This window comes from Pseudomonas sp. NFACC14 (genome assembly GCF_900106885.1).
GTDB lineage: Bacteria > Pseudomonadota > Gammaproteobacteria > Pseudomonadales > Pseudomonadaceae > Aquipseudomonas > Aquipseudomonas fluorescens_AA.
This window is the reverse complement of record NZ_FNOA01000013.1, coordinates 22,635-48,863: the sequence shown is the minus strand read 5'-3', so window position 1 is coordinate 48,863 and position 26,229 is coordinate 22,635. Positions and strand designations below refer to the sequence as shown.

The 26,229-nt window shown below is 58.4% G+C and carries 31 protein-coding genes; 17 read left to right on the top strand and 14 right to left on the bottom strand.

Annotated elements, in window-relative coordinates:
• Positions 1 to 11: 11 nt before the first annotated feature.
• From BLU85_RS19145 to BLU85_RS19105, 9 genes are all read left to right on the top strand, one after another.
• Positions 12 to 299: a hypothetical protein gene (locus BLU85_RS19145; protein ID WP_092202453.1), complete on the top strand. Its 288-nt coding sequence runs from the start codon at positions 12 to 14 to the stop codon at positions 297 to 299.
• The gene (locus BLU85_RS19140; protein ID WP_092202451.1) at positions 292 to 519 is read left to right on the top strand and encodes a hypothetical protein; all 228 of its coding nucleotides are present in this window, start codon (positions 292 to 294) and stop codon (positions 517 to 519) included. The genes BLU85_RS19145 and BLU85_RS19140 overlap by 8 nt, the downstream gene beginning before the upstream one ends.
• The gene (locus BLU85_RS19135; RefSeq protein ID WP_092202449.1) at positions 516 to 1,397 is read left to right on the top strand and encodes a toprim domain-containing protein; all 882 of its coding nucleotides are present in this window, start codon (positions 516 to 518) and stop codon (positions 1,395 to 1,397) included. Before BLU85_RS19140 ends, BLU85_RS19135 begins: the two co-directional genes overlap by 4 nt.
• On the top strand, positions 1,384 to 3,186 hold the full coding sequence (locus tag BLU85_RS19130) for a DUF927 domain-containing protein (RefSeq protein WP_092202447.1): 1,803 nt from the start codon (positions 1,384 to 1,386) through the stop codon (positions 3,184 to 3,186). The genes BLU85_RS19135 and BLU85_RS19130 overlap by 14 nt, the downstream gene beginning before the upstream one ends.
• Before the next feature lie 339 nt (positions 3,187 to 3,525).
• Positions 3,526 to 3,837 carry a hypothetical protein gene (locus BLU85_RS19125; protein WP_092202445.1) on the top strand — a complete coding sequence of 104 codons (312 nt, stop codon included), beginning with the start codon at positions 3,526 to 3,528 and terminating at the stop codon, positions 3,835 to 3,837.
• Positions 3,834 to 4,439, top strand: coding sequence for a hypothetical protein (locus BLU85_RS19120; protein ID WP_092202443.1), 606 nt, complete (start codon positions 3,834 to 3,836; stop codon positions 4,437 to 4,439). The genes BLU85_RS19125 and BLU85_RS19120 overlap by 4 nt, the downstream gene beginning before the upstream one ends.
• Positions 4,440 to 4,549: 110 nt before the next feature.
• Positions 4,550 to 4,900, top strand: coding sequence for a hypothetical protein (locus tag BLU85_RS19115; RefSeq protein WP_092202441.1), 351 nt, complete (start codon positions 4,550 to 4,552; stop codon positions 4,898 to 4,900).
• Between the two features lie 3 nt (positions 4,901 to 4,903).
• The gene (locus BLU85_RS19110; protein WP_092202439.1) at positions 4,904 to 5,524 is read left to right on the top strand and encodes a tail assembly protein; all 621 of its coding nucleotides are present in this window, start codon (positions 4,904 to 4,906) and stop codon (positions 5,522 to 5,524) included.
• Positions 5,521 to 6,129, top strand: coding sequence for a tail assembly protein (locus tag BLU85_RS19105; protein ID WP_092202437.1), 609 nt, complete (start codon positions 5,521 to 5,523; stop codon positions 6,127 to 6,129). The genes BLU85_RS19110 and BLU85_RS19105 overlap by 4 nt, the downstream gene beginning before the upstream one ends.
• A 1,017-nt stretch (positions 6,130 to 7,146) precedes the next feature.
• Here BLU85_RS19105 and BLU85_RS19095 read toward each other — a convergent pair.
• Positions 7,147 to 7,698 (bottom strand): hypothetical protein, encoded by a 552-nt coding sequence (locus tag BLU85_RS19095; RefSeq protein WP_092202433.1) that lies wholly within the window; start codon positions 7,696 to 7,698, stop codon positions 7,147 to 7,149.
• A gap of 261 nt (positions 7,699 to 7,959) precedes the next feature.
• Here BLU85_RS19095 and BLU85_RS19090 point away from each other — a divergent pair, with 261 nt between their 5' ends.
• From BLU85_RS19090 to BLU85_RS19075, 4 genes are all read left to right on the top strand, one after another.
• Complete coding sequence (locus BLU85_RS19090; protein ID WP_092202431.1) at positions 7,960 to 8,187, top strand: hypothetical protein; 228 nt, start codon at positions 7,960 to 7,962, stop codon at positions 8,185 to 8,187.
• A gap of 305 nt (positions 8,188 to 8,492) precedes the next feature.
• Positions 8,493 to 9,407: a hypothetical protein gene (locus BLU85_RS19085; RefSeq protein ID WP_139207988.1), complete on the top strand. Its 915-nt coding sequence runs from the start codon at positions 8,493 to 8,495 to the stop codon at positions 9,405 to 9,407.
• A 412-nt stretch (positions 9,408 to 9,819) separates the two neighbouring features.
• Positions 9,820 to 10,044 carry a hypothetical protein gene (locus BLU85_RS19080; protein ID WP_092202427.1) on the top strand — a complete coding sequence of 75 codons (225 nt, stop codon included), beginning with the start codon at positions 9,820 to 9,822 and terminating at the stop codon, positions 10,042 to 10,044.
• A gap of 646 nt (positions 10,045 to 10,690) precedes the next feature.
• A complete protein-coding gene (locus tag BLU85_RS19075; protein ID WP_256572865.1) occupies positions 10,691 to 11,893 on the top strand; it encodes an ATP-binding protein in 1,203 nt (400 codons plus the stop codon).
• Between the two features lie 223 nt (positions 11,894 to 12,116).
• Here BLU85_RS19075 and BLU85_RS19070 read toward each other — a convergent pair whose 3' ends face one another.
• On the bottom strand, positions 12,117 to 13,049 hold the full coding sequence (locus BLU85_RS19070; protein WP_256572864.1) for a hypothetical protein: 933 nt from the start codon (positions 13,047 to 13,049) through the stop codon (positions 12,117 to 12,119).
• Positions 13,050 to 13,554: 505 nt separating this feature from the next.
• Between BLU85_RS19070 and BLU85_RS19065 the strand changes: the two genes are divergently transcribed.
• Positions 13,555 to 13,836 carry a helix-turn-helix transcriptional regulator gene (locus BLU85_RS19065; RefSeq protein WP_371914246.1) on the top strand — a complete coding sequence of 94 codons (282 nt, stop codon included), beginning with the start codon at positions 13,555 to 13,557 and terminating at the stop codon, positions 13,834 to 13,836.
• A 390-nt stretch (positions 13,837 to 14,226) separates the two neighbouring features.
• On the opposite strand, the gene BLU85_RS19060 is transcribed toward BLU85_RS19065, so the two are convergent.
• Positions 14,227 to 15,141: a LysR substrate-binding domain-containing protein gene (locus BLU85_RS19060; protein WP_092202423.1), complete on the bottom strand. Its 915-nt coding sequence runs from the start codon at positions 15,139 to 15,141 to the stop codon at positions 14,227 to 14,229.
• A 112-nt stretch (positions 15,142 to 15,253) separates the two neighbouring features.
• On the opposite strand from BLU85_RS19060, the gene BLU85_RS19055 reads away from it, so the two are divergent.
• The 3 genes from BLU85_RS19055 to BLU85_RS19045 are packed head-to-tail and all read left to right on the top strand — an operon-like array spanning position 15,254 to position 17,309.
• On the top strand, positions 15,254 to 15,610 hold the full coding sequence (locus BLU85_RS19055; protein WP_092202421.1) for a hypothetical protein: 357 nt from the start codon (positions 15,254 to 15,256) through the stop codon (positions 15,608 to 15,610).
• On the top strand, positions 15,610 to 16,536 hold the full coding sequence (locus BLU85_RS19050) for a DMT family transporter (protein ID WP_092202419.1): 927 nt from the start codon (positions 15,610 to 15,612) through the stop codon (positions 16,534 to 16,536). The genes BLU85_RS19055 and BLU85_RS19050 overlap by 1 nt, the downstream gene beginning before the upstream one ends.
• A gap of 44 nt (positions 16,537 to 16,580) precedes the next feature.
• Positions 16,581 to 17,309, top strand: coding sequence for a helix-turn-helix transcriptional regulator (locus BLU85_RS19045; protein ID WP_092202417.1), 729 nt, complete (start codon positions 16,581 to 16,583; stop codon positions 17,307 to 17,309).
• On the opposite strand, the gene BLU85_RS19040 is transcribed toward BLU85_RS19045, so the two are convergent.
• The 11 genes from BLU85_RS19040 to BLU85_RS30645 form a co-directional block, all read right to left on the bottom strand.
• Positions 17,296 to 17,994 carry a 4'-phosphopantetheinyl transferase family protein gene (locus BLU85_RS19040; RefSeq protein WP_092202415.1) on the bottom strand — a complete coding sequence of 233 codons (699 nt, stop codon included), beginning with the start codon at positions 17,992 to 17,994 and terminating at the stop codon, positions 17,296 to 17,298. The two genes, BLU85_RS19045 and BLU85_RS19040, sit on opposite strands and share 14 nt — an antisense overlap.
• Positions 17,991 to 18,362 carry a hypothetical protein gene (locus BLU85_RS19035; RefSeq protein WP_092202413.1) on the bottom strand — a complete coding sequence of 124 codons (372 nt, stop codon included), beginning with the start codon at positions 18,360 to 18,362 and terminating at the stop codon, positions 17,991 to 17,993. Before BLU85_RS19035 ends, BLU85_RS19040 begins: the two co-directional genes overlap by 4 nt.
• Before the next feature lie 10 nt (positions 18,363 to 18,372).
• Positions 18,373 to 19,647, bottom strand: a complete 1,275-nt coding sequence (locus tag BLU85_RS19030; RefSeq protein WP_092202411.1) for a GNAT family N-acetyltransferase — start codon at positions 19,645 to 19,647, stop codon at positions 18,373 to 18,375.
• Positions 19,648 to 19,839: 192 nt separating this feature from the next.
• Positions 19,840 to 20,397 (bottom strand): RBBP9/YdeN family alpha/beta hydrolase, encoded by a 558-nt coding sequence (locus tag BLU85_RS19025; protein ID WP_092202409.1) that lies wholly within the window; start codon positions 20,395 to 20,397, stop codon positions 19,840 to 19,842.
• Complete coding sequence (cmlS, locus tag BLU85_RS19020) at positions 20,387 to 22,099, bottom strand: chloramphenicol-biosynthetic FADH2-dependent halogenase CmlS (protein ID WP_092202407.1); 1,713 nt, start codon at positions 22,097 to 22,099, stop codon at positions 20,387 to 20,389. Before cmlS ends, BLU85_RS19025 begins: the two co-directional genes overlap by 11 nt.
• A gap of 15 nt (positions 22,100 to 22,114) precedes the next feature.
• Entirely contained in the window at positions 22,115 to 22,735 is a 621-nt protein-coding gene (locus BLU85_RS19015; RefSeq protein WP_092202405.1) for an LbetaH domain-containing protein, read from the bottom strand.
• Positions 22,732 to 24,099 (bottom strand): ANL family adenylate-forming protein, encoded by a 1,368-nt coding sequence (locus BLU85_RS19010; protein ID WP_092202403.1) that lies wholly within the window; start codon positions 24,097 to 24,099, stop codon positions 22,732 to 22,734. Before BLU85_RS19010 ends, BLU85_RS19015 begins: the two co-directional genes overlap by 4 nt.
• Positions 24,096 to 24,791 carry an SDR family NAD(P)-dependent oxidoreductase gene (locus BLU85_RS19005; RefSeq protein ID WP_092202401.1) on the bottom strand — a complete coding sequence of 232 codons (696 nt, stop codon included), beginning with the start codon at positions 24,789 to 24,791 and terminating at the stop codon, positions 24,096 to 24,098. Before BLU85_RS19005 ends, BLU85_RS19010 begins: the two co-directional genes overlap by 4 nt.
• Position 24,792: 1 nt before the next feature.
• Positions 24,793 to 25,677, bottom strand: coding sequence for a hypothetical protein (locus BLU85_RS19000; RefSeq protein ID WP_092202399.1), 885 nt, complete (start codon positions 25,675 to 25,677; stop codon positions 24,793 to 24,795).
• 26 nt (positions 25,678 to 25,703) lie between these two features.
• Entirely contained in the window at positions 25,704 to 26,012 is a 309-nt protein-coding gene (locus BLU85_RS18995) for a hypothetical protein (protein WP_092202397.1), read from the bottom strand.
• On the bottom strand, positions 26,009 to 26,227 hold the full coding sequence (locus BLU85_RS30645; RefSeq protein ID WP_139207984.1) for a hypothetical protein: 219 nt from the start codon (positions 26,225 to 26,227) through the stop codon (positions 26,009 to 26,011). The genes BLU85_RS18995 and BLU85_RS30645 overlap by 4 nt, the downstream gene beginning before the upstream one ends.
• Positions 26,228 to 26,229: the final 2 nt, after the last annotated feature.

Below are 26,229 nucleotides of genomic sequence, written 5' to 3'. Positions count from 1 at the left end.
GGGTTAAGACCATGAAATTTCAAAACGACGCATCTGCGTCGACGGGATCGGCTTGCCTGAAGAAAGCCAACGAGCTGTTTTACGTGACCCACCCAAAGGCCCCCAAAGCGCTGCTGGGCCCGTTCCTGAGCAAAGCCGACGCCGAGTGCGGGCGCGTGGTTATGCGTAGCGCCGACGCCCAGGTCACGGCCTGCCTGGTTGATTCCATCGACGACATCACGCACTGGCACGCCGTAAACAACGGCCGTGTTTGCCGGGCCTTCGCTGGCGCTGATCGACGGGAGGTCAGCCATGGGTGACGTGACCCCAATCAATCGCAAGAGCAGTGGCGGCCCACCCGCTGCCGACGCTCATATCGACAGCGCCAGCTATGTGCTGCTGGTGGAGACCCTGGTCGGCTTCCTGGAACTGCGCATCAGGGAAGGCGACCAGGGGCGCCACTGCGATGAGCTGGAACGCCTGACTCAGAAACTGGAGAACTTGGCCAAGCGGTTTACCCCGCCGAAGGGGGCCGCATGACAGACGCAGCGATCCAATTCCGTGATGCGCTCCAGGCCGTCTATGGCCCGCTCGACTGGATGCCCGAAGGTGATGGCTTCATCCACCGGTTCCGTGTGCCGGAGGACAAGCCCGGCTCCCTCAACGGCTGGTACGTACTGTATCTGGATGGCATCGCGTCCGGAGCGTTCGGCAGTTGGAAGGCCGGCGGTGCCAACACCTGGTGTAGCCGTGAACCGGTGGACGCCCGCGAAGCTGCGCAGATCCGCGAGCGGGTTGACCAGGCCCGACGCCAGCGCGAAGCCAAGCAACACCGACGCCAGCAGCAGGCCGCCGAGAAGGCCAACCACTGGTGGCGCAATGCGCGCCGCGCCTCGCCTGATCATCCCTACCTCACAGCCAAGGGCGTTCGCTCCCACAGCTTGCGCCAGCGTGGCGCTGATCTGCTCGTCCCGCTCTACCTGGATGGTCGCCTGGTCAACCTGCAGAGAATCGGCCCGGACGGGGCCAAGCGCTTCCTACCCGGTGGCCTCGTGAAGGGCACGTATTCGCCGCTGGGCATCATCGAGCCCGGCTCCGTGCTGTGCATCTGCGAAGGATGGGCGACGGCCGCCAGCCTCCACCAGCATGGCGGCTATGTCGTCGCGGCAGCCATGAACGCGGGCAACCTGATCCCGACAGCGATGGCCCTTCGCGCTCGCTACCCGGGCCAGCCAATCGTCATCGCCGGTGACGACGATCGGCTCACCGACGGCAACCCGGGGCGCGCAGCGGCGAACGCAGCCGCGGCGGCAGTAGGTGGCCAGGTGGCTTTCCCTGACTGGCCAGAAGGCGCGCCCAACGACCTCACCGACTTCAACGACCTTGCCAACTGGAAACTCGCCCATGGCCAAGCCTGACACCAACGTGATCGAACTTCGGCCAGAAGCCGCGACCATCACCCCCGCCCGGCCATGCTGGGCGGTGTACGAGCATTGGGTTACCAACGAGAACGGTCGAAAGCTGCGCCCGGGCGTGTACTGGCACAGCTTCAAGCGCACCGCAGCCGATCAGGACGACGCGGAGAACGATGCCGCCGACCGTCCAATCACCGACGAATGGATCTCCAGCCCAGTGACGGTCGTAGCACGCACCACCAACAGCGACGACGGCAGCGAGGGGCGGCTGCTCCGCCTGGTCACCGAGGGTGGCATCAAGGAGTGGATCATCGCCATGGAGGTGTTCGGTGGCAGCGGTGAAGATGCCCGGCGGGCATTGTTTGGCATGGGCGTCATCATCGCGCTCAAGAAGCGCGGCACGTTCATGGAGTATCTGCTCGACCAGCACCCCGCCGAGGTATTCGCCACCACCAGCCGGCCGGGCTGGCATGAGTCGGGAGCGTTCGTGCTGCCCGGGCGAACGATCGGCACGGCCAACGTGCGGTATCAGGCCAGCAATAAGGCGCAAGTTCTGTTCAGTCAGCGCGGCGAGCTGGCACAGTGGCAGGCCGAGGTGGCGGCCAAATGCGCGGGGAATCCGGTGCTGACGTTAGCGATCGGCTGCTCACTGGCCGGGCCGCTGCTGAGTCTGGTCGGCGTGCTGGGTGGCGGCGTTCACCTGGTGGGCGATAGCTCGAGCGGCAAATCGCTGGCGCAACTGATCGGCTCGTCGGTGTGGGGCGATCCTGGGGTGTTCGCCGCCAGCTGGGACATGACCAAGGGTGGCCTTGAGATCGAGGCGTCGAGCCGTAACGACACCATCCTGCCACTGGACGAAATCAAACGCGCCGACCCCAAGCGGGTACAGGAAATGGCCTACTCCCTCGCCAACGGCCAGGGCAAAGGCACCATGACCCGCGAGCGCGAGGCCAGGGGCAAGCTGAGCTGGCGTCTGCTCACGCTCTCCAGTGGCGAGCGCTCCCTCTCCGAGCACGCAGCAATATCCGGTAACGCCGCCCACGCTGGCGCCGAACTCCGCATGGTCGACGTGAACGCCGGTACCCGCACCCATCGGGCCTTTGACGAATTGCACGGCCTGGAGGGCGCGGACTTTCACCGGCAGCTCACCGTCGCGGTGGGCGCCCACCATGGCCACTTGGGGCCGGCCTTCGTCGAGCGCCTGGTCGCCGAAGACGACAAGCCTGGCTTGCTCAGTGACTTTGACGGCATCCGCGCTCAGTTCGTCGAGGACAACGCCCAAGCCGGCCGTGTGGCTGACCGGTTCGCCGTGATTGCGCTGGCGGGCGAGATGGCCATCGCCTACGGACTGCTCCCGTGGGAACCCGGTACCGCCCTCGCCGACTGCCGCCTGCTCTATGGCGAATGGCTCTCCCGTGTCGGCGGAGGGAATGCCGAAGACCGCCAGATCCTGGCCGGCATCATCGACTTTATCGACAAGCACGGCAGCAGCCGTTTCTCGGACGTGGACGCACCCGAGGCGGACGCCAAGGTGTTCAACCGCGCCGGGTACTGGGAGGTGGTCGCCAACAAGCGACTGTTCCTGTTCAACAAGTCCGCCCTCATCGAAGCCGCCCATGGGTTCGGTCTCACCCGCGTCATCAAGGCGCTGGAGGTTGGCGGAGCCCTGGCCAAGCGCGACACCGACCGAGAAAGCCGGAAAACCAAAAAGTACCGCATCCCCGCCGGCGGATCGGCGCGGCTGTACGTCATCGACCCGGAAGCCCTGGACAGCGAAGGCGGTGCCGCATGACCACCACTACCACCAACAGAAATGATTGCCCGAGTTCACAGGAACCTACAAACGTGGGGAACAGGGGGAACGGGGGAACAGCCAGTAAATACGCGGCTTGTAGCCGTTCCCCCTTATTGAGTGGTTGGGGAACAGGGGGAACACAAACATGTTTTTGAATATAAGCGAATGCCGTTTTCCTGACGTTTGGTTATCACTGTTCCCCACAAAAAAACGTGGGGTACAGAATCCCCCTCTGAAAGCCCCGGAATCATTGGGTGTTCCCACTGTTCCCCCGTTCCCCCGTTTTTTTTTCACAGACACATTTGGGCAGTGGTGCAATTCGGGCGAGGTGATGCAATGAGCCTCCTTTCCGGCCTGCTCGATCACATGCCGCCGATCATCGCTGGGATCAACGCGAAGGGCTCCCGCCGACCTGCGCCTCGTCCATCGCTGGCGCTGGTCGCCCAAGCAGAGCGCCGGCCCCAGTTTGTGACTGCGCCTCATGCAAGCGCCGCCACGGCAACGCTCGAGTGGCGCCTGGCCCGAGACGCATACCTCAACCACATCATGGCCTGCCGGTCCTGCTACGCGCCCACCGCCCGCTATTGCAGCGTCGGCGCCGGCCTGTACGCCACCTATGACCGCACGCCCATGGAGACACAGCCATGAAGACCCACGTCGTTATCACCCTTTTGGATATTGCACAGAAGCCAGGCGCCAGCATGAGTACCAGCCTGATCACCACCCGCCGAATCTGCCGAATCTTCGGGGAGAGGGCGGACGCCATCCGAAGCGAGCGCCGGGCTATACGGCGGGAGGCCGGGAAACTTCGCGCCTTTCTACCCTTCACCACCAACAGGATTGAGGAACTCCAGCAGCAGGCCCTGGAGCATCGGCGGCCCGAGTGGGACGACTTACGCAAGGTACTCGGCGCCTTCGGCCGATCGCTGATGCTGGACACCGAAGGCCTGATGGATGGCCTTGGATTCGACCGGGTGTGCGATCTGCTGGCGGTGAACACCATTGAGCGTGAGGCGGCGAGGAAAGACGGCGTGAGCGGTCTGGCGGAGCTGGTGTTCGCCCATTCCTTGGAGGACAGCGCCGCACGCCGCGGGCAGGAATGGAACGACGCCCCGTTGTTCAACGCCTGTCAGCTCGCCTTCAACAAGTTTCTCAGGGAGTGCCCCGAGCACCTGCTTCCCGATCCGTTCGCGCCTGGCGCACCGTTCGGACCGAAGCTCCCGCCCTCCCTGAGCATCGTTGGCAAGTAGGCAACCAATTCCGCGACACGATTTGCGAATCATCAAATCGTGTCGCGACACGAAGCAACAAACCGGGCAGCAGCCCATCAATGGCGCCCAGGCGTCGCAGGAGGCAACACATGGCACATCACATACGCTTCGCCGAAGCGTGCAAGGCCACAGACTTCACAACTGATCCCGGCACCATTGGCGGATACATCGTCTGGACCGTACAGCATGTGCGCGACGGCCAGCGAGTTGAAATCGAGGGACCTTTCTTCACCGAGGAGGAAGCCAGGATATCCGCCGAACTGATGCGCATCGAGTACCGCGGAGCCCGGGCTTATCAGTCGACTCACTGTTCCGCCTGGAATCCCGACGTGAAACGCGAGATCGCGATTCGAAACGACGCGATGGCCTCTCGAATGATACTTGCCGGCCAGCTCGGCATGGAAACCCCCAAACACAGCGCCCAAGGCGCCCAGGAGTAAGACATGGCAATGGCAACGGACTACGGCAACAAAACGCTTATTCTGCTGGGCGGGCTCGCCGGCAAGATGTTCGGACGAAAGCATCTGTACAAGCTTTCCACTGGGGACGTTCGCGAGGCTGTGAAGGCCGTTGATGTAAACCATCCGGGATTCGCAAAATACCTTGCCGACTCAAAGGCGCGCGGCATGGAATTCGCGGTTTTCCGGAACCGCCGCAACATAGGAGAAAATGAGCTTGGCCTGGGTGGCGCGCGGGAAATCCGCATCGTTCCCGTGATCGCTGGCGGCAAGCGTGCGGGAACTCTACAAACCATTATCGGCGTCGCGCTCATCGCAGTGGCGACGATTGCGACTGGGGGATTCGGGGGATTTGCGGCGGGCGGCGCGTGGGGGGCCGTTGGCGCAGCTGGTGCTTCGATGGCCATAGGCGGTGTAATTCAAATGATCAGCCCCCAGCAAGGCAGGCTCAGCTCCAGTTCATCTCCCGAAAACGCACCGAGTTATGCGTTTGGATCAGCACGAAACACCACCGCCAGCGGCAATCCGGTTCCGATCTGCATCGGCGAGCGCCGGTGGGGCGGGATGATCATTTCCGCATCGATCTACGCAGAGGACAAAGCATGAGCGCCATTGATTACCAGCCGATCAGAACCGTAAAGCTCTATGGGCAGCTGCGGCAGTTTGGGAAGTCCTATCCGCTGGCTGTGCGCACCCCAGCAGAGGCAATCAAGGCGCTATGCGTACAGATTCCAGGCTTCGAGCGGTTCATCTCAAACGCAAAATCACGGGGCCTTGTGTTCGCCGTATTTCTTGGCAAGAAGAACATTGGTGAAGCCGAACTCCAGTATCAGGGGGTCGGGGATATCATCATTGCTCCGGTGATCGAGGGAAGTAAGCGCGCCGGGTTGATGCAAACGATCATCGGCGCCGCACTGATTGTTATTGCCACAATCGCCACTGGGGGCTTCGGCGGGTTTGCCGCTGGAGGGGCCTGGGGCGCCGTTGGTGCGGCAGGCGTTTCGATGTCCATCGGCGGCGTGATCCAGATGCTCAGTCCCCAGGCTGGCGGCCTCAAGACCAGCGCTGCCCCCGAAAACACGCCCGGATATGCATTCGGCTCCGCCCGAAACACCACGGCGTCTGGCAACCCGGCTGCGCTATGCGCGGGCCGCCGGCGGTGGGGCGGAGCAGTAATCAGCGCCGCGATCTACGCCGAAGACCAGATGTAGCGATCCAGTGGTACAGTCCCCAATTTCGGAGGGAAGTCGATGCAAAGGATTATCGCAACAGTTTGTTGTGTTGTTGCTCTGGGCGGCTGTACCACATCACTCCAGGACATGCGGGCGGAGGGACCAGAGCAATCGTTCACAACCCGAAAGCCTGAGCAGCAGGTAGCAGAATGCATCCTGTATGCCTGGCAAAACGAATCATTGGCAGGGGTTCACTATGCGGTGAGCCTTCAGCCTCGGCCGGGCGGTGGCAAGTCCGTGGTGAACGCTGGCAACAGAGAAATGGCTGATGTAGTCGGCGGCAACGGGTCGACCAAAGTCCAGTTCTATTCCAGCGGCAGCATGGGTTGGATATCTGACCGGCGGGTGGCGAGCATAAAGACCTGTTTGTAACTGGCGGACCAAATGAGCGACAGGCCATACGGTCCCAATGAGGTCATATGGTCTGGTTCGGTGGTAGTGGTAACCAAGCGGGGTAACCACCATTGGTAACCATCCCCGCAGCACCTCGCCGGCCTGGCCAACCTTGACAATTGTTAACAGGGTGACGCTGGCCCCAGGCCACACTCATCTCCCCAGATTTGGGGTCATCTCGGAAACAGACGCGGTTCCATGTCAACATTTGTCAACATCGAACCATGCCCCGCACTCAAATCGATGTTGGGTTTTGTTAGGTTCTCGAGTCGTCCGGTATCCACTTTGGTATCCACCATTTGTTAGCAAAAGTTAGTGCGCGCCGCATAGCCTTCTGGGCTGCGTGGAACCACGAGCCCCACCTGTGACCAGCCGCGGTGACGACGATAAGTGACCACCAGCCACGGTCACCAGGCCATCCAATGCCGTTTTGGGAAAACCAACCCCATGAATGAACCTTCACGCACGATCTTCACGCACCCAAGAGCCCGCGAAATCCCTGTGGGAGCGAGATGTCCAGCGCTGGTACTCAGCCCGGCACGCACGATCAGTACGCACCCTTGCCCTGCCAGCCAGCCCCTCGGTGGAGGGTGCCGAGCAAAGCTAAATTCCCGTGAAACTCAGCTTTTTGATGTTGACTGACGCTTCATGAAGCCGAGCTGCAACGAGTGCCAGGTAATTGTTAAATCTGGCCCTGTCGCCAGGAGAGACGCTGGCGATCACTGCTTCGTCCACAACGCCCACGCCTCGTAGAGTGGCCTGCAAATTGGCAATCCAGTTACTCATGAAACCGTCATAAAGGCTCGGTACCGCATCGAACACCGACTTGATAGCTCCAGCGATAGCGGCGTCGTTGAGGCTATTCACTACCTGATGAGCAAAGGAATTTCTTGCCTCACGCAGACTATGCAGAAGCGTCAGCATTTCCAACGAAATCAAACCCAGGGAGAACGCGAGGTCTATTTTTGCGGCATATTGGAATTTCAGCTTCCCCTTGCGAGCGCGAGGTAGACCAATGAGTCGCGCTTTGATCATCTCATCCAAAATGCCGTCTGTTATTACTCCGCTCAGCAGAACCGCACCTCGATCATTCTCTTCAGAAAGCAACTCAAAGGTTTTTTTATAGACTTCACCAACGTTAGCGCCCGCGAACATGCGTACCTTCCTTGAGATCATGATTTAACAAATGGCTTCCAGAGGCGGCTAAGCCTGTGAGCCGCCAGCACTATGGCACGCGCGTTCGTCAGTTCGCAGCGATGGTTCGCACCTGGTTCGCAACCACCATTGCGCGCGAACCGTCTCCCCAAGAAAGGGTGAACCGGTCTCCTATGCTGTTTCATCGGATCGCTGCTATTTCGCCCCGCGGGATGGACGAACTGCGGCTATCGTTGCTGTTCAAATCACGGAGATCCCAAAATGGCTGAACAGTACGTGGGACAAATCGTTGCGGTAGGGCCGGACAATTTGGATTACCAGATTCAGGTCTTTCAAGACGTGATCACAGAACGATTACTTAGCGGCGAGGTGAGGCGCACGCCTGGATTGAAGCGGTATCAAATTCAGGGGGGCGGAGCTGTAAACCAGATATCTGAGACCGAATACCAAGTGGTCGCAACTGGGTTGAAGTTGACTGTGTACGCTTAAACAAAGCCGATTTGCGGACACCTCCATGGATTAGTTCTGCACACAAGATCAGCACGCAATTCGCATCCGTGGCTCGAGCTCCAAGTTAGTACGGCTCCAAACAGCACACAGGCAGCTCCCCGGCTATCAAAGACACGTTTACAGTCCCTGGTTTCCACTATGGTTTCCACGGTATTGCAGTGGTTTCCACTGGCAATCTGGTCAATTGTTGAACAAACCCACGGAGGTGGCGCAGCGAGCTTGCAGATCCTTCACAAAGCCTAGGGACGCGTAGGATCAAGATGCGCAAATTGGAGGGCGCCCTAATGAAATTGATCATGGACTTCAAGGCCGACTGGCACGAAACGCTCAAGGAGATCATGAAATCAGAATGGGATCTCGACACAAAAGCAATCACTGAAAACGTTCCTGTTCACTACTTCAACGCGGCCCAACGCCGCATAACCGCAACGCCGAGAAAGGTTCTTGTATCTAATACTTTTCACTGCCCGGCCGAACATTTGCAGGGGTGGGAACAGATCAAGCAAAGCGCGCTAGAGGGCAGGGATCTCAACCCCCACCTGAGCAAATTTATAGGCAAGGTTAAAAAAACTGATCTCCTGCTCAGCGACTGGGGAGTACACCATCTACACCTAGGCACCGAATTAGAAGGACAGTACAAAGCCAGGACAGGGCCACTTCTGTTTGCACGAGTAACCGCAGACAGTTTCTATGCGATCGATGTGTACACGCACGACGATTTTGCGGACGCTGAGATTGTGGAGGTAGTCCATAGAAACTGGCCTGAAACGATTGAACACTGGGCGCTTCAAGGAATGCAGTCAAAAGAGCGGCTGACATCTGATCAGCGCAAAACGCTACGAAAGAAACGGTACAACTCATTTGTTCAAGTGAAGGACGGCACTACATATGCCCCCATTGGTGGCGGGTATATGTTTTCCGGCCACAGCATATTTGCGATTACGGAAATGGACAAAGAGCATGACTTTCTCGAATGCCTGGAGCGGCTCATTCCAGACCTGATACCCACATTGCTTCCCGAACTGGAAAAGCGTGGCTACTTAGAAAATGGTGATCTCAGGGTAAGCCTAGTTCTAACCGATCTCGCTTACTTCGCTCACTTCCCCGAATACGGCATTGTCACCGAGCTACAGAAACGGCGCGCGGGGCCTTGGAGTGCTGTTGTCTCCAAAAATGCCAAAACCTTGAAGTGGGCTTAAGCGCGGCTCACGCACTTTGACCACGCTTTGACGGAATGTGAGACAGGTGTGAGACGGACCGCACGCTGGTGGGCATCTGAGGCTTTCGCGTGGCCAGCCCGTCAAACAAGCGCACCGTGGTCGCTGATACCCCTGACAGACCTCTGACGGATACGGCGCTTTCGGCCCGCCTACTTTTACCCGGCCTTTACCGAATTGCTGGCGAATGTGAGACAGGCATGAGACGGATTCGGCGAGCATGGCCGCCTGAGCGCGCGCAGCGGCCCTTGCGGGCGGGGCTTACAGATTAAATACGGGAAAGTCCGTATTACATCGGCAGCCACTTTGCCGCCGACAAACACAAACCCCGTAAAAGTGATCCCGGGTGCTCACGGGGCCGATGCTACGCTTTCTCGAAAGAAGGAGAGCCCCCATGACGGACACCAACCTGATCGCCAGCCTGTTCGACCGCCTGACTCAAAATCAGCTCGCCTTGGGCGCAGCGGTTGAGGAACTTTCCAACTGGGTGGAGCAACGCGGATCTGCGGACATCGCTGCCAATGTGCGGGCCGCACTCGAAACGCTCGACGACAATCTGGTGTTCATTCGCCAGGGGATCGCTGAGCTGACCGTCGCCGGCAGTCTAGGGCGTTCGTGACGCACGATAGATTCTGGACAGGCTCTGGACGGCTGAAGCGGCCGCAGTTCATCCGGCCCGACCCGCGCGCCAAAGCCAGCAAAGGCTGGCGGCAGATCGGGCATGTGGTCGGATAGCTACCTCGTCCAGAAACAGGGGCGAGCCGCGACAGTCACTTGCGGGACAAGTGGCCCACGGTCGAACTAGGCAAGCGCGCCCATAATCCTTGACCATCCTTGACGGATTTATTGGGGCCACCAGCAGTTGGAACACTGAAAGCCAGGCTGGGCAACGCTTTGCGCAGCTTTGCCAGCACCAGCCTCGTCAAAATTCAGGAGGTGGACGTCAAGGTAATTGTTTGATCCACGCCCTCGCTGGCGGATTGGGTGGTGAAATACCGGGGCAGACAAATGCTTAGCGCACCAGGCAATACTAGACAGGCCCTAGACGGATTCCCGCCGGCAGAATTCCTCTCAGTTGTCGGGCGGCCTTGATGCGTGCGGCTTCCGGCGATAATGAGGCTCCGAGCGACTGTTCCCTCGTCTAATATTTTTGCAGGAGTGGCGCCCTCCTATCAGACCTAAAAGCATCCGACAAACGTCATTTGACATTTCCAGTCTTAGGTGTAAATTTAGTCTTCTTACTAAGTTTATAGCTGGAGCTAATCATGGCCGCTCTTCAAAACCCTTTCAAGCCAGGCGCGGGGCACATGCCTCCCTACCTCGCAGGTAGGGAGGATGAGAAAAAGGAATTTGCGCGCCTTCTAGAGCAGAAGACGATCCTTGAGAACTTGGTTCTCACGGGTCTGAGAGGCACAGGCAAGACAGTCCTCCTTGAAACATTCAAACCAATGGCTCAGCAGAGTAAATGGTTGTGGGTCGGTACCGACTTATCGGAAAGCGCAAGCCTGAATGAAGGCAGCATCGCGACTCGATTATTAACGGACCTTTCAGTTGTAACTTCCGCCGTAAAAGTTGGCGAATATCAAATCTCTGAAGGCATAGGTTTTTCCCGAACCGAAATAACCGTTGACCAAACATTAAATTATCAAACTCTACAAAATATTTATGAGACAACGCCAGGGCTCGTGGAAGACAAGATCAAGCGTGTACTGGAAATTGTTTGGAATTCCATAAAGAATCTTGGCGTTGCCGGAATAATTTTTGCGTATGACGAAGCCCAAAACTTGTCTGATCATGCGCAAAAAGATCAGTTCCCGCTATCTATGCTTTTAGACGTTTTCCAGTCTATCCAGCGGAAGGGCGTTCCATTTATGCTCGCATTGACAGGTTTACCAACTCTGTTTCCAAAGCTAGTGGAAGCACGAACCTATGCTGAGCGGATGTTTCGAGTTGTAATGCTCGACAAACTGAGCGAAAAAGCTGTACACGACGCCATAAGCATTCCTCTCAAAGACTACCCAATTAAATTATCAAAGTCCTCCATGGAACAGGTCGCGGCTCTGTCTGGAGGGTATCCTTATTTTGTGCAATTTATATGTAGAGAAGTTTATGACGTTTTCATTCAGCAAATAGGCACCGGCAAGAATCCTAGTGTGCCTGCGGATGAAATTCTTCGCAAACTAGATAGCGATTTCTTTGTTGGCCGCTGGGCAAGAGCAACCGATAGGCAGAGAGAACTATTGGGTGTAATCGCGGAACTAGATCATTGCGACGGAGAGTTCTCCGTACAAGACGTGACAGTAAAATCCAAAGAGGCTCTAGAGAAGCCTTTCGGAAGCAGCCATGTAAATCAAATGCTATCGAGCCTGGCAGAATCTGGGCTCATATACAAAAACCGACATGGCAAGTATTCTTTTGCTGTTCCGCTCCTAGGGCAATTCATCAGAAGGCAAAAGGAATATTTATAACGGGCGTCCGGAGACCTTGGCGAGTTACGACATCCCTAGGTCTCCGATACCGCATGCGTGGGTTTGAACGGGGATATCTAACGCGACTTCTATCCCAAACCTCGATATTTTCATCGCAAAAATAGAGCCCTGTGGCGCTCTCGCCTGATCCAGCCAGATCAATGGTAGAGCGAGGAGATGGCGTTGTTCTCAGCTTTAAGAACGTGGATAAGAAACAGCATTTCTATTCAAGCGGTTTCGGTGGTGGTGCCCCCCATGACATCAATGCTTCAACGCTGTCAGAGCTAGAGAGCAGATTTTTTGCCTCCTGAACCTTTGCTAAAAGCTCCGCGCGAGCTTCGTCATCCATATCAATTGAGCGGGTGGCGATGTCGTCAAAGAAATCCTGGAGCTTCCTATCAGAGCTCCACTTGTCAATAATCTTCAGTAGGTTGCTCAGCGAGTCTTCCCGGGCTCGGATAATCAGGGAACGCTGGTATCGAGCTGTCGCTATCGCGTGCTCAGCGTCCCACCTCTTTCGTTCCTCCTCTGCCTTCCGGTCAGCCTCAGCGATCTGGGGCACCAACGCTTTCGCCCTATCGACTAAAGCCAATACGATGTCGTCGAGTTGCCTCAAGAGGCTAACTTTGTCCTCTGTCCAGGTACGAGCCCAGTCCACCCGCCCATAGGGGCTATAAGCCCTGAGACATAGTCGCTTGGAAGCAACGCGCTGAGCACTCCGCCGGTAAAATGTCTTCGTCTTCCTGTCCCACAGACTAGGCTTGAGCACTTTGGCCTCTTTAACGGGCACATACTGGCCATCTATGTAGACCATCTCTTTTTCGACCGTAGCCTCGTAGACAGTCAGTCCTATGGCTATCTCGTCGATGAAAACCAATGTTGGCCGAGCAGGCGCCCAGATGTTCGTCTCGAAAACCGATCGTTTCAGCCGTCCCTCCTCATCTCCGAGCGCCTTACGGTTGAATCCGCTTTCGCCGCATGCGATCGAAACTCGATGATTAATTTCACCGAAACAGGTAGCGAGTTTCAGCAGAACTGACGCGGCCCTCTGAAGCGTGGGCTCAGTAACTATCAGGTCAGGAAGATTTCGCTTTGCGGGTTTGAGGTAGCCGTCACCAGCAACTCGGCCGCTTGTGAATGAGGCCAAAGAGCCCATCACCATCGTGCGCCGGGCACTGGCTTTCTTCGGAGCAGCTTCAGTCAGTTCAACCCCCGCTTTACGCGGTAACTGATCGCCCTTTCTCCATTCGGTAGGATCACCCGGTTGGGGCTTGGGCAAAGGCGGAATTTTCGGTTTCTGCCCCGATTGCTTCCTGGCCCAATAGCCTCGCGGTGGACGGGGTATGTTCAGGCGGGCACAAACCCGAGCCAGGAATACCGAGGAAACTCCATATTTTGGAGCCAGGGAAAGCATAGGCGTTGCCCATACCTCGGAGTAAAGGGTCTCCCTTGGGACGCGATCCTGGTCCATCTCCTACCTCTGAATTGGCCTGGAGGTTAAATTGGTTACGCTGACAGTTTTTCCCGAAATCGTCAAAACGGCCGGCAAGACGCAATTATGGCGCCGCCTTTTATCACTTCAGCCAGCAACACTTCGCTCCTGCGCTAAAGTTTTAAAGCCGGGACCAGTGCCCGGCCGGCCAGCCTGGTATCCATTCACCATGGCCGCTCGCTGCGCCAGGCTGACCGTCATATGCTGGGCTGGACTTGGCCAGACAGAGACGGCGACCAGAGAGAGGGATAATCAGAAGATGGCAGAAAGCATTGATCGTTTTCTACGCCTCGAAGAGGTAGTTCATATCACTGGCCTTGGTCGTAACACGATTTATCGCAGGATCAGGGAAGGCACCTTTCCAAAGCAGATCCGGATAGGACCGAACTCGGTGGCTTGGCGTCAGTCGGCAATAGCTATGTGGATATCCGACCCGAGCCCAGGCAATTGAGGGCTTTTACGACGGAGATGATCTTTCGTTCGGTTTGCAGATAGGGCGAGGCGAGCATATCTGTCCTACCGAAATGGGAGCTCGGGTTGCTTACGGGGCGCCGTGAACACCCGGGCGGGCTTGCGGGGTGACCGAACAGAAGATGGACTACCGTTCGTCGACAATGGTTAGCGCCTCCAATAGCTAAATCTTGGCAGCGCGGAGCAGACCAAAAACAGCCCAGCAGACAGCGCCGTGTATCCCCTGGTGTATCCCTTAAAAACGAGAACTGACCAATAACCAGCAAATACAGCTAGTTATTGGACCAGTTCAATTGCCTGTGTACCACCAAGTACTAAAAACGGCCTATCGAAAGATAGGCCGTTTTTTATGCCTCAATAAAAGGGCCGTTCAGCAGGCCGGCAGTCGACGTGCCTGGCTGAGCTCTCGCAGATACGACTCGACCTCCTCACCCAGCCATTCGGCAAACTGCTGCCGCTTGGCCTCGACGCGCTCACGGTCCGGCAGCAGCAGCCAATACGGGTAGGCATACGGCACCGCATGCTCGCTCAACTGCACCAGTTCACCACGCCCGATGGCGTCATGCACCAGGCTGCGACGCACCAGCGCGATACCCTGCTTGAGTCGCACGGCCTCCAGCACCAGGTTCGAATCGTTGCTGCACAGCCCCTTGCGCGTGACCTCGGTGTCCAGCCCCGCCGCCTCGCACCAGGGCTGCCAGGAGTCCATGGTGAAAATGATCGGGCTCGCGACGATCTGCGCCGGCGTATGCGGTAGCTGTCCGCCATTGAAGCCCGGGGAAGCGACAACGATCATTTCGTCGTGAAACAACAGCTGTTTTTCCACCAGTTCCCAGTCGCCCCGCCCCATGCGCACGCTGACGTCCACCGCCTCTTGCGCCAGATTGGTCACGGTGAGACTGGCCTGCAGACGCACCGTGATATGCGGGTAACGCGCCTGGAATCGACCGATGCGCGGCAGCAGCCAGGAGAAGCCGAAGGAAGGCATGACCGCCACCACCAGCTCCGAAGCCTTGGGCTGCGCTTTAACCTGGCGAGTCGCATCGGCGATGTTCTTCAACGACTCACGCACCTGCAACGAGTACAACCGACCGTCTTCAGTGATGCGCAAGGTACGTCCCTCGCGCACGAACAGTGTCACGCCCAGCATCTCTTCCAGCACCTTGAGCTGCTGGCTGACCGCCGAATGAGTGACGTGCAGCTCCGTCGCCGCCAGGGTGACACTGGACAAGCGGCTGACAGCTTCGAAACTGCGCAGACAACTGAGGGGAGGGATCACCATCATGTAAGCCCCGCTAACAATTACTTCAAGAAATTACTGATGTTTTTACCGAAATCAGCCATTTAATGTAAGCGCAGATGTATTTTCCAATGACTTTTTCAGAAGGAAGACCAAGGTGCGTACGTTAACGGTCTCTTTCAGTGCCAATTCCCAGGGGTCATCCGACGGCGAGCCGGACTGGGTCTACATCTATCTTCGCCCGACCGAGCTGATGTCGTTGCACTTGCGCCAGGACATCATCGCTCACGCCCTGAGCGGCAGTCATTGGGTGAGCTGGGAAGGTCGCGACATGCTCCTGGAGCAGAGCCAGACCCTCAGGTTGAGCGCCGGCAAAGCGCTGATCGACGGTACCGGGGTGCTGCAGCTTGCCTTGGCGCCGGCGCCACAGGAAACCATCAAACGCTTGGGCCAATGGCGCATCGCCCCCCTGTTACCGAGCCGGGTCCAGCCGCTGCGGATCGAGATCCGCTGATGGCACTGTCAGTGGCTGGCGAGGCGACGGGCCTCCATAGCCGACTGGGTTTCGCTGTCACGATCCTGGCGTCCACATTTCTGATGGGCTCAAGTTTCGTGTCGGGCAAGATATTGCTCGAGCAGGGATTCGATCCCTTGATGCTGGTGGGCTGGCGATTCTTCCTGGCCGCGCTGGCAACCTTGCCGTTGGTATTCATGCAAGGTGGTTCCTGGCGTGCCAACCTGCTCCCACGCCACTTGGACGCCCGGCAGGTGCTGGTGATCGCCATCATCGGCCTTACCCAGACCACGGCCGTGATGAGCCTGCTGTTCCTGGCAATGCGCACCGTCTCGGCCTCCACGGCCGCGATCCTGCTTTTCACCAACCCCGTGTGGGTCGCGGTAGGCAACCGACTGTTCTTCGCGCAGCCGCTCAAGGCCAACCGTCTGTTGGGCTTGGTTACAGGCTTGATCGGCGTCGCGCTGGCCATTGGCGCTGACTTTGCAAAAGACCCACAGCCTGGCGCCTGGATCGGCGTGACGCTGGGCTTGGGCGCCGCCGTCAGTTGGGCCACCGCGACACTGATCATCAAGCGCAACCCGGTGGCGGTCGGCACGTGGACCTTGAGTTTCTGGCAACTGTTCATCGGCGCCCTGGGGGCACTCGCCTGCGCCCTCCTGGCCGGCGAACACTGGCCCGATCACCTTTCGATCCAACAGTGGGGCTGGTTTGCCTGGCTGGCCATACCGGCCTCGACCGGCTCGTTCGGGCTGTGGTTCGTCGCGCTGAAACAGGCAGACGCTACCAGCACCAGTGGCTGGCTGTTCCTGGCGCCAATGTTCGCGGTGCTGCTGTCCTGGGCCGTACTGGATATCCAACTCTCCGCTTGGCAATGCCTTGGGGGTCTGTTGGTCGCGGCTTCGATCTGGCTGATGAACCGTTGATCGCATCCTGCGAGCTGAGCCGGCAATCATTGAAAAGGAAATGAATGATGTTATCGCAAGCGCTTGAGTTTCTTCTGGACGGCCCCGGCATCTCGACCAGCAGCGATCTGTTCGATCGCTTGAAAGAACCGATTCTGCAACTGGGCTTTGGCCGCTATGAACTGCGCCTCAAACCGGACAGAAACGCACGGGAGCGCAGCGAGCTGGTCATCGGCGATTACCCACAAGCCTGGCATGAAGCCTACGAACAGGCAGGCTACGTCAGGATCGACCCGGTCATGTTGCACTGCATGCATAATGTCACGCCCATCGTCTGGACCGAACGACTGTACAGCTCACCGCAACAACACAGCCTGCGAGCGCTGGCCGTGGCGCACGGCTTGGAACATGGCGTCACCTTTGCCCTGCACGGCCCGCAGGGCCAGTTCGGGACATTGGGCCTCAATCTCCAGGCACGCGACGCTGATCGGGCGCAATCGATGATCAGGCACCACATGGGTACGCTATCGATCCTCAGGGACGCAGCCCTGCAAGCCGCCCTGGCCCTGATGGTTCCGCCAGCGCCCGTTAACTTGGTCAAGCTGACCCGGCGTGAAAAGGAAATACTGCGCTGGAGTGCCTTTGGCAAGACCAGTTGGGAGATCTCGAATATCTGCTGCTGTTCGGAAGCCAACGTGGACTATCACTTCAAGAATATCCGCCGAAAGTTCAGCGTGACGACGCGTAGCGCTGCCGTCGTCCAGGCCCTGTCGATGCAGCTCATTCAGATCTGACACAGCAAGGCATCCGGCCAGGCGCCGGGTGCCAGCTGAAATCGAGTTCTGGCGACCACTCACTGCACAGGGCCAACCGTGAAGGCAACAGATCGGCTGTAGGTACCTCACCGGTGAGTGTGCCGACCCCTCCGGCCAGGTTGAAACTGCGCTGGGGAGGGGCGGCATCTTCGGGGCGACATAAGCATCGCGTATCACCGCGTATCCCACTCCCCCGGTATTTGAGCAGACTCTCGCGCCGGGTCCACAACCACACAAAGTCGGCTTCCCGCGTACCCTCATCGCGACTCTGGAGCCAGCGACGCTCACTCTCGCAAAAGTATCGACGTACAGCACTGCGCCAGAAGACCGGGGCGGCACCGTCCTCGTAATCAAGGCCCAAACGGGACGATCCCACGACCAGCAGGCCCAGACGTTGTGCATAGGTCACACTGGCGAATAGTCGGGGGTGGGTACAAAGACGCAATTGCCCCGATGCCTGCTGTTCGATCACCACCCGTTGCGGATCGCACTGCTCAAGCCCGGCCACCGTCAGGCGCAGGGCAATGCGTGCGTTAATGTAACGAACGCGCTGGCGCTCGCCCAAGGTCGCGGCGTGTCGCATCTGCTGTGCGTCCAGCACGGCATGCCACGCGGCATCAGCCTGTGCATGGACCGGGAAGACAACCAACTGCAACGCGCTCATGCAGATTGTTCACGGGCATTGTGACGGACCTGCAACCGGGCATAGAACAAAGCATAGGCTCCCGCCAGGCCCAATACCGGGAGCAGGGTCAGCACCGGATCCGGCGTGCCGATCATCATGTGCACGCTCAGCAGCACAGCCGCATAGATCAACATTGCCCAACCGGCCACTCGCACCGCAACGGCCTGGTGCGGGCTGCTGCCGATCCGGCGGCTGATAAATGCGGAGAACGCGAAAGTAGCCGCGAAACTGAGCAGCCACTGCGCCAAGGCCGATTGCGCCATGGCCATCCAGGGCAACTGACGGGCGCAGAATGCCACCCAACCGGCGTACAGGGTGGCCGATGCGGTGGAGCTGACAAACCTCACGACCGAAGGATTAACCCATGAGTTTCTTGAGCGCACGCGCGATCCCCCGCTTGACCCGTATCCCCGTGGCCGACACCCGGAATTGAGCGGCCAGCTGGCTGATGTGCTGGCGATGCACGCTGTGCCCGATGGTAGGACCGAAGACAAACAGCCACTGGGGCAAATGCCAGTCGAGATGGCTCAAAAGACGGCCAACGTCGAAATACATCACGCGCACGGTTTCACCGCTGTAGGGGTGTTTTTTGCTGATCGGCAGGCATTGCGCTCCTAGTCGGGTGTAGATCGGCACCAGGAGATCGATGGCGTCCAGCACGATGTACCGGCTCTGCAAATGCAGGGTAATCCGGCCCAGTTCGCGCAGCAGTGCCAGCATCACGTGATGACCGGCGTACTCGGGCAAAATGGCGACCCGGGACATCTCGACAAAGCCCGCCGCCCACAACCATTGAGGCAAGGGCGTCGACATCTCGATCTCGCAGCGCTCACGATAACCGCTGTTGACGACGACACGTCCCGCCCCCACACATTTGTTGCCCAGCCGCGCGCAGACCTGGATGGCGTAAGGGTCCCATTCATCCCACAAGACTCGCGGATCCTGCACGTCCTCCAGTCGACCGTAGTGGCGGTTGGCAGCCAGGCGGCACGTCAGCAAATCGTCCATGGCGCCGGTCCCTTCGATAATCGCGACATGGATCAGGCGACCGATGGCCGGACTCTTGCGTAGCGCCACGGGCAGGCTGTCGAAGGAGAAGTGCCGACGCTGGCACAGCAGCATCAACGCCACCGCGGTGCTCGAGGGTTTGTCCAGCACCCGGAAATGACAGAGGAAGCGGCCCTGGTCCTCGAAACGCCCCAGGACCTGCGCACGCACCATGGCCAGGCCACTCCACGGACAGTTGAACTGCAGTTCCAGATCCATGCCCGGCACGATCACTACATCTCGGTCCAGTACCTCGAAAGCACCGTTGAGCGGGCTGAGGTAATGCAGTTGTACGGTCAGGCGACGATTGAACAGTGTGGGACTTCGCGCCGCCGCCCTGAGTGACGCGTCGGTGCGATCGCGCTCATTCAGGTACGCCGGCCTGGAACCGCAGCTCACCAGCTCCAAGCAGGCCCGGTCATTGCCTGACCACCGGCCCTGCATGTTCACCGGCACTTGCGGGCGATGCAGGCACTGCTGGAAACACAGCGCCACGGTGAAAGGCTCGGGGTTGGCGCTGTAGAGACCGGCCGGCACTTCAAGCACGCAATGCGCCTCGTCCCGGACCGCCAACGTGGCCGGCACACTGTGCCCTTCAAATCGCGCATGCACCGGGATCCGGTGGCACTGCCCCTGCGCAACCCCTCGAACCGATGGCGATAATGCGGCTCCAAGCTCATCGCCCGGCAGCACAGACACGGCATTAGCTGACATAGCATCGTCCTGATGGCTTACAGAAATACAGGCCGCCATGGGCAGCCTGTGTGCAATCGTCACTCAGTGGTTCAGTGACCGGGCAAAGGATTGCAAGAGGTTGTAGCCCTGATCCCAGTACCCCAACTGCGATTTCCCGTTGATGTGGCCCAGCTCGCCCAGGTTGGTGCAGCCGCAACCCAGCTGGCGGGCGCTGCGCTGCACGTAATCCAGGTCTCCGTAGGGATCGTTCTGGCTGGTGATCACCGTGACCGGAAAGTCGACGCTCAGTTGGTCGGCCGGTCGGAAGCCGCGGGCCTGCTCCGGAAACTGCTTGCCATTGGGGTCCGGCACCGCGACCAGAAACGCGCCGCGCATCAGGTCCGAGCGATGTCGCGCCGCCCACTCCAGCAGCAACAGGCACCCCAGGCTATGGGCGACCACGACCACCGGTCGCTGCTGCCCGGACAACAGCGCCTGCAAATCTGCGACCCACTCCTCGCAGTCCGGGTTATCCCAGTCACGGTGCTCCAGCCACAATGAATCGGGATGCTCGGTATTCCAATGCCGCTGCCAGTGGGTATCGCCGGAATTGCCGACGCCCGCCAGGAAAAGCCAACTGAACCCCTCGTCATACTTCATATTCGACACCTACCCCATCGAAGCGCAGGCGATCCTGCACCAGCACTCGTTGCCCATGCTTGTCGAAACCATCGAGCAAACCGGCCTCCATCAGCCGGATAACGAACTGCGAGGAGTTCACCTCCCCCACTTCGTTGAGGCGCACCATCAACTCCTTGTAGCCGAATTTCTGTTCGTAGAGGTCCTTGAACAGCTGCACCAGGGCTTCGCTCACGGTGTACTTGGTCATGTCCTTGCCGGCCCCGTTGGACAGGATCCGCTTGAGGCTCAACTTGAAACTCAGGGGCTCGATCTTGAAATAGTCGGCGGTCTCGACCCGGTCGCCCAACCAGTTGAAGCTGGCGATGCGGTTCAACTGTTTGGTCAAGTCGGAGATCCAGCGCACGCGAGCCGGGTTAAGCTCGGCATCCATGAACTCGTCGGTCAACTCATTGCGCTGGTGCCGGCCGATGGCAATCATGGTGGAGGCGCGGTCCTTGAAGTCGCCAATCTGCGGGCGGTTCTGTTTTTCCCCGTTGACCAATTGCTCGAACCACTCCTTGCGCTTCAGACGTTCGTCGGCCGACTCGCTGATGCGACGCTTGGTCCAGAACTCGGATTCCGGTTCAGTGAACGAGGCGAACGTGTAGAAGGACGCCAGAAACTCGTGGTACTGGTTGTAGGTCTCGCTGTAGCTGCGGTTGTACCAGGCGTGGACCTTTTCGTTCTGCTCCGGATGCTGCATCAGGTAGTCAATGCTGCTGGCCGCGCTGACCGCCGACTGCGAGGCCAGGTGCACCCCCTGGGAGAACAATGGGTCGGTGAAGCAGGCCGAATCGCCACACAGGAAAAAGCGGTTGCGGGAGAAGTATTTGGTTTCGTAGGACCAGTCACGCACCAGCTTCACATCCTCGCAACGCTCCACACCGTTGAGGATCGACAGGGCTCGCTCGCTCTTGGCCAGGGTCTTGTCATAGAAAGCATTGAGCCCCATGGCCTTGATATCGGCCAGCTTGCTCTGGTCGACAATGGTACCCACGCTGTAGATACCGTCCTTGAGCGGGATCATCCAGATCCAGCCATCTTCGAAGGTGATCGAGAAAGTGGTGCCATTGAGGTCGTTCTTGAACGGGTCCGGGGTCTTGAAGTACGACCACAAGGCCACGCTCTTGTAGAACTCGTCGTACTCACGCAGATCCAGCTTGCGCACCAGCGGGCTATTGCTGCCTGAAGCGTCGATCAGGTAATCGGCCGTGAAGTCGCTGGTCTCGTCCTTGTGCCGTACCGTTACGCTGACGTTGTCGGCCTGCTCGGTATCCACATCGATGACGGCTGCCTCCTCGAACACGCGCACACCGCGCTCGCGGCAGGTGTCGAGCAGCATCTGGTCAAAGTCCGAGCGCAGAACCTGGATGGCGTGGTCGAACACCCAGTCTTCGGTCTTGGGCGTGCTGAACGAGAAGGTCCACGGCGCTTCGGTCTTGCCCCACAGGAAGGTGGCGGAAGGCTTGAGCACGTAGCCGGCCTGCGCAATCTTTTCACTCAGCCCGAGGCGGTGCAGGATCGACAACGTGCCCGGCAAGAAAGACTCGCCTACGCGGTAGCGCGGGAACTTCTCTTTTTCGAACACCGTCACCTGATGCCCGAGTTTTTGCAAGGTCAACGCTGCGATGCTGCCAGCAGGACCACCACCCATGATAATGACGTGTGCAGACTTGTTCATGCGGGTACTACTCCTTTAGACCAGTTGAAGGATTTTCTGGCGGGCCGTGGATGTGCAGTGCGAATGCGCCGGGATGCACTCGCTGAGGGTGCAACCGGCCTGGATCGTCACATCGTCTTCAATCACCGTCTGGGGCGTGACCACGGTACTGAGCCCGATGAAGCAGCGATTACCGAGGGTCACGCTGTTACCGGCATTGAAATGCGGTGACAGGAAGTTGTTGTCGCCCAACTGCGAATGGTGGCCCACGCTGCAGTGGTAATTGATCATGTTCCAGGAACCGATCCGGGTGTTGACACCCACGTGGCAATCGGCGGCGATGACATTGCCGCGGCTGGCGCGCAGGTCCAACCGATGACGGACGCTGGGGTGGATGAAGTTGGGCGCCAACAAGCGGCCATCGCTGAAGTACGCGTCGATCAGTTGCTGGCGCAAGGCAATATCGGCCACCCCCAGAACGTAGCGATAACGTGGGTCCAGGCCTTGGGCGGGCCACGGCGCGGCAGGTGCGGCATCGCCCCCGGCCTCATCCGGCACGATCAGGTGACGCACCACCGCCAACGGCTCGATGTCTTGCAGGTAGGTCGCCAGTTCCAGCGCGAAGCGCCCGGCGCCGAGGATCACGATATCGCTCATGAGAGCACCGCCCGGGTCTTCTTGAACCGATTGGAAAAAGCGATTTCGTCGACCTTGTTGACTTTGACGGGCAACTTGTAGGCTTCCAGGCAACTGCCCAGATGCTCGAGCACATGCTGTTTGAGGGCTTTCTTGCTCTCCACGCCTGTGGCCATGACATCCATGTGGACGGCCTGGCCAGTGATCGCATTCGGCACGCCGTACACCACACAGTCGTCGATCAGCGAGCTGCGCAGCATCACGTCTTCGATTTCGGTGGGAAGCACCTTGAGCCCTCCGACGTTGATCAGCTCCTTTTGCCGTCCCTGGATCCGCAGATAACCCTCTTCGTTCTGCTCCACCAGATCACCGGTACGGAACCAGCCATCTTCGGTGACGTTATCGGTGTCCTGGTTCAGGTAGCCGACAAACTGGCTGCGGGTCTTGAGCTGCAACTCGCCATCGACAATGCGGTACTGAGTGTTCGCATCGGCCAGCTTGAAAAAGGTGCTGGCCGAGGACTGGCTGACCGTAGCGCTGATACCCGTTTCACTGGTGCCGAATGTTTGCAGCATCTTGGCCTTGGGAAACGCCTGCTGGACCCGTTTGAGCAGGCTTTGCTGCATGCTTTCAGTGCCATAGGTGATCAGCCGTACCGAGGACAGGTCATGCTGTTCGTGATGCCGCCCCATCAGGATCAGGTTAAGAAAGGTCGGGCTGACCGGCAGCACCTTCACCCCATGCCGCGCGACCAGCGCGCAGATCGATTCGGGTGCCCGATCGACCGGCATCACCGCGCACCCGCCCACCGCCAGCGTGTTGAGCAAGGAATTCAAGCCGCCAATGTGGTCGAACAACAGGAACATCAGGATCGAAAGGGGCTTCTTGCGCTCCTTGCCCAGCTTGGTGTCGATCAGGTCATCCAGGTCATGCAGGATCGCCTTGGGTGCGCCGGTACTGCCGCTGCTCAGCAACACCAGGCCCGAGCGCCCCATCTCCCGCAACGCGCTGTAGTACTCAGGGCTTTCGTCGGCAATCGGTTGTGCCAGCGAGTGATGCACCCAGGCATCGTCGACGATCTCGATCCGATGCTGACACCGTGCGGCACCTTGCAGGGTTTGCAGGGAGCGCTCACTGAGATCGACCAGCGGCGCCACAATATTGCGGTTCAGGTACAAGGCCAGCAGCGCAGCGACGCCAGGCACGCTGTAGTCACTGTTGAGGATGACCGCATCCCCCGGCTTGACGCCGCGGTCGACCAGCCAGGCCAGGCACTGCTGCACCTTGGCATGCAGATCGCTGTAGGTGCATTGCTGCTCGCCGTGCAACAGCGCCACGCGCTGCCCCGGTTCGGCCAGCGTTGCCAGCAAGGCATCACGGCTCATTGCACACCTCCCAGGCTGAGGGTTTCACCCGTCACAAAAGCCGACTGGCTGGAGATAAGAAACTTCAAGGGTCCGATCAAGTCGGTAAACACACAGGGCCTGGCTATCGTCTGGCGCTCGATCATCTTCTGTCTGATCTCTTGAGGAAGTGTGCGGGTCAAAGAGCTTCGGTACAGCGGTAACACCAGGTTATTGATGCGAATGCCAAAAACCGAAAGTTCCTTGCTCAACGTTCGGGTCAGCTGTTCGACAGCGGCTTTGCTGGCGGCATATATCGATTGGCCTGGAATGGCCCAATGGGTCGCCACGGTAGATATATTCACGATGACACCCGGATGCTCGTTCTTCTGCATTAACTTGACGGCTTCGCGGGTAACATTCATCAAGCCAAATACATTGCTCGCAAATAAACCCTGGACCGTCTCGGCAGGCGTCAACTGAAAAGGCGCCATATTGGCTTCACCGGCGTTATTGATCAGCACATCCAGCTGCGCATGACTCAAGCGAATATGCTTGATCATTTTCCTGACCGCACTGGCATCATTCAAATCCAGACAGAAGTGCGTGTAGCGTTCATGCTCAATTGAACCTTCACCACGACTGCAACCAATGACGACGTGGCCCTGTTCCAGAAAATACAGCGCCGCTTCTTTACCGACGCCTTTGCGGGTACCCGTCAACAATATAATCATATCAATGCAACTTATATCCGATGAGTAGCGGCAGGCTGTACAGCGGTTTTATCGGTGCACTTGCCAAACTGCCAGAAGCAGGCTTTACCAATGACGGAACTTCGCGCTTGATCAACCGCGTACCGCCCAGGGGATACCCTGCCAGTTCCGCCGCATTACTCACCAGGCACTGAACGCGCATTTGCAGGCATAAGGACAATCGCCAACTGTCGAGACTGCGTGCAAACAACTGCGGGTTGCCGATGAACAGCACCCGGCCGATCGGCTCGAACCAGCGCCGGGTCATGCGCTTGACGATCAGGTAGCAGGACTCGCCGGTCAGTGAATCGACGATCATCAGGTGCCGACACTCGACCCCCGAGTGATCCTGGAAGACCACGCTTTCCTGCTCGCTCAGCCAGCCCGCGACTCGATGGACATCGGTTTCCAGGCGATAGCGCCGACGTATCTTCAACGGATTGGGGAAGGGATACATCAGCAGCAGCTCGGTTTCCAGGTCGATAAAGCCGAACTTCTTGCTGATCTCGTACACATCAGGCGTGGGCGTATAGTTGAGCAGCGTAACTTTGCGCATCGACAGTACCGGCAACAACAGTTTCAGGCTTTCCTTGCGGTACTCGGCCTGCACGTACCAACTATGCAATTCGCAGAAGCGCTGCTGCCCGTTGCAGGGCTGGGTGGTAAACAGCAAACCGAGAAAACCCACCACCACGTCGCCGTCGAGCATCACATAGCCGAAGTAGTCCTCTCCCCCGGACCAGATATCGGCAAACATGCGCTTGCGCACATTTACGCCAATCCAGTTGGAGTTCAAGGTGGACTCGCGCAACAGCTTGCACACCGGGTACATGTCACTGCTCAGCGCTTTACGGACCGTCACGTTCACGTCAATGCTCCCTGCGTGGCGTTCATTCAGGCAGAGGCCAGTTGAGGAACCTGTTGCTCGGCGATAATGAAATCAATCAAACAGGCAACGCTGCTGAACGGGCTGACGGTCTGTGACACCGCTTTTTCCGACGTCAACGAGATTTCAATATCCAGTTCGTCGTCCAGGCCTTCTTCTACCGCCGCCAGAAAGCTGACCAATTGCATGGAATCGAACACCCCGGTAGTACCATAAAGCGCCAACGTTTCGATATTTTGCAAATCGATCTTCTCTTTACGCGTGGCATTAACTTCAATCAGGGCTTGATGAATGATCGTAAATATCGCGTCTTTCATAATCGACCTTCCAAATTATCGGCAAACAGGAGTCGAGCACGACTAACAAGCCGCACAACAACGAAGCAAGGAAAATCTAACAGGTTCATCTCATCAAAAAAAACTACCAGATCTGGTAGTTTTTTTATCCCTGCGCGCTCCGCTAACATCCGCTGATTATCTGCCAGCACGCTATATAGAGCCCGGTGGCGGCGTACCCTCAACTCTTCGGACAAGG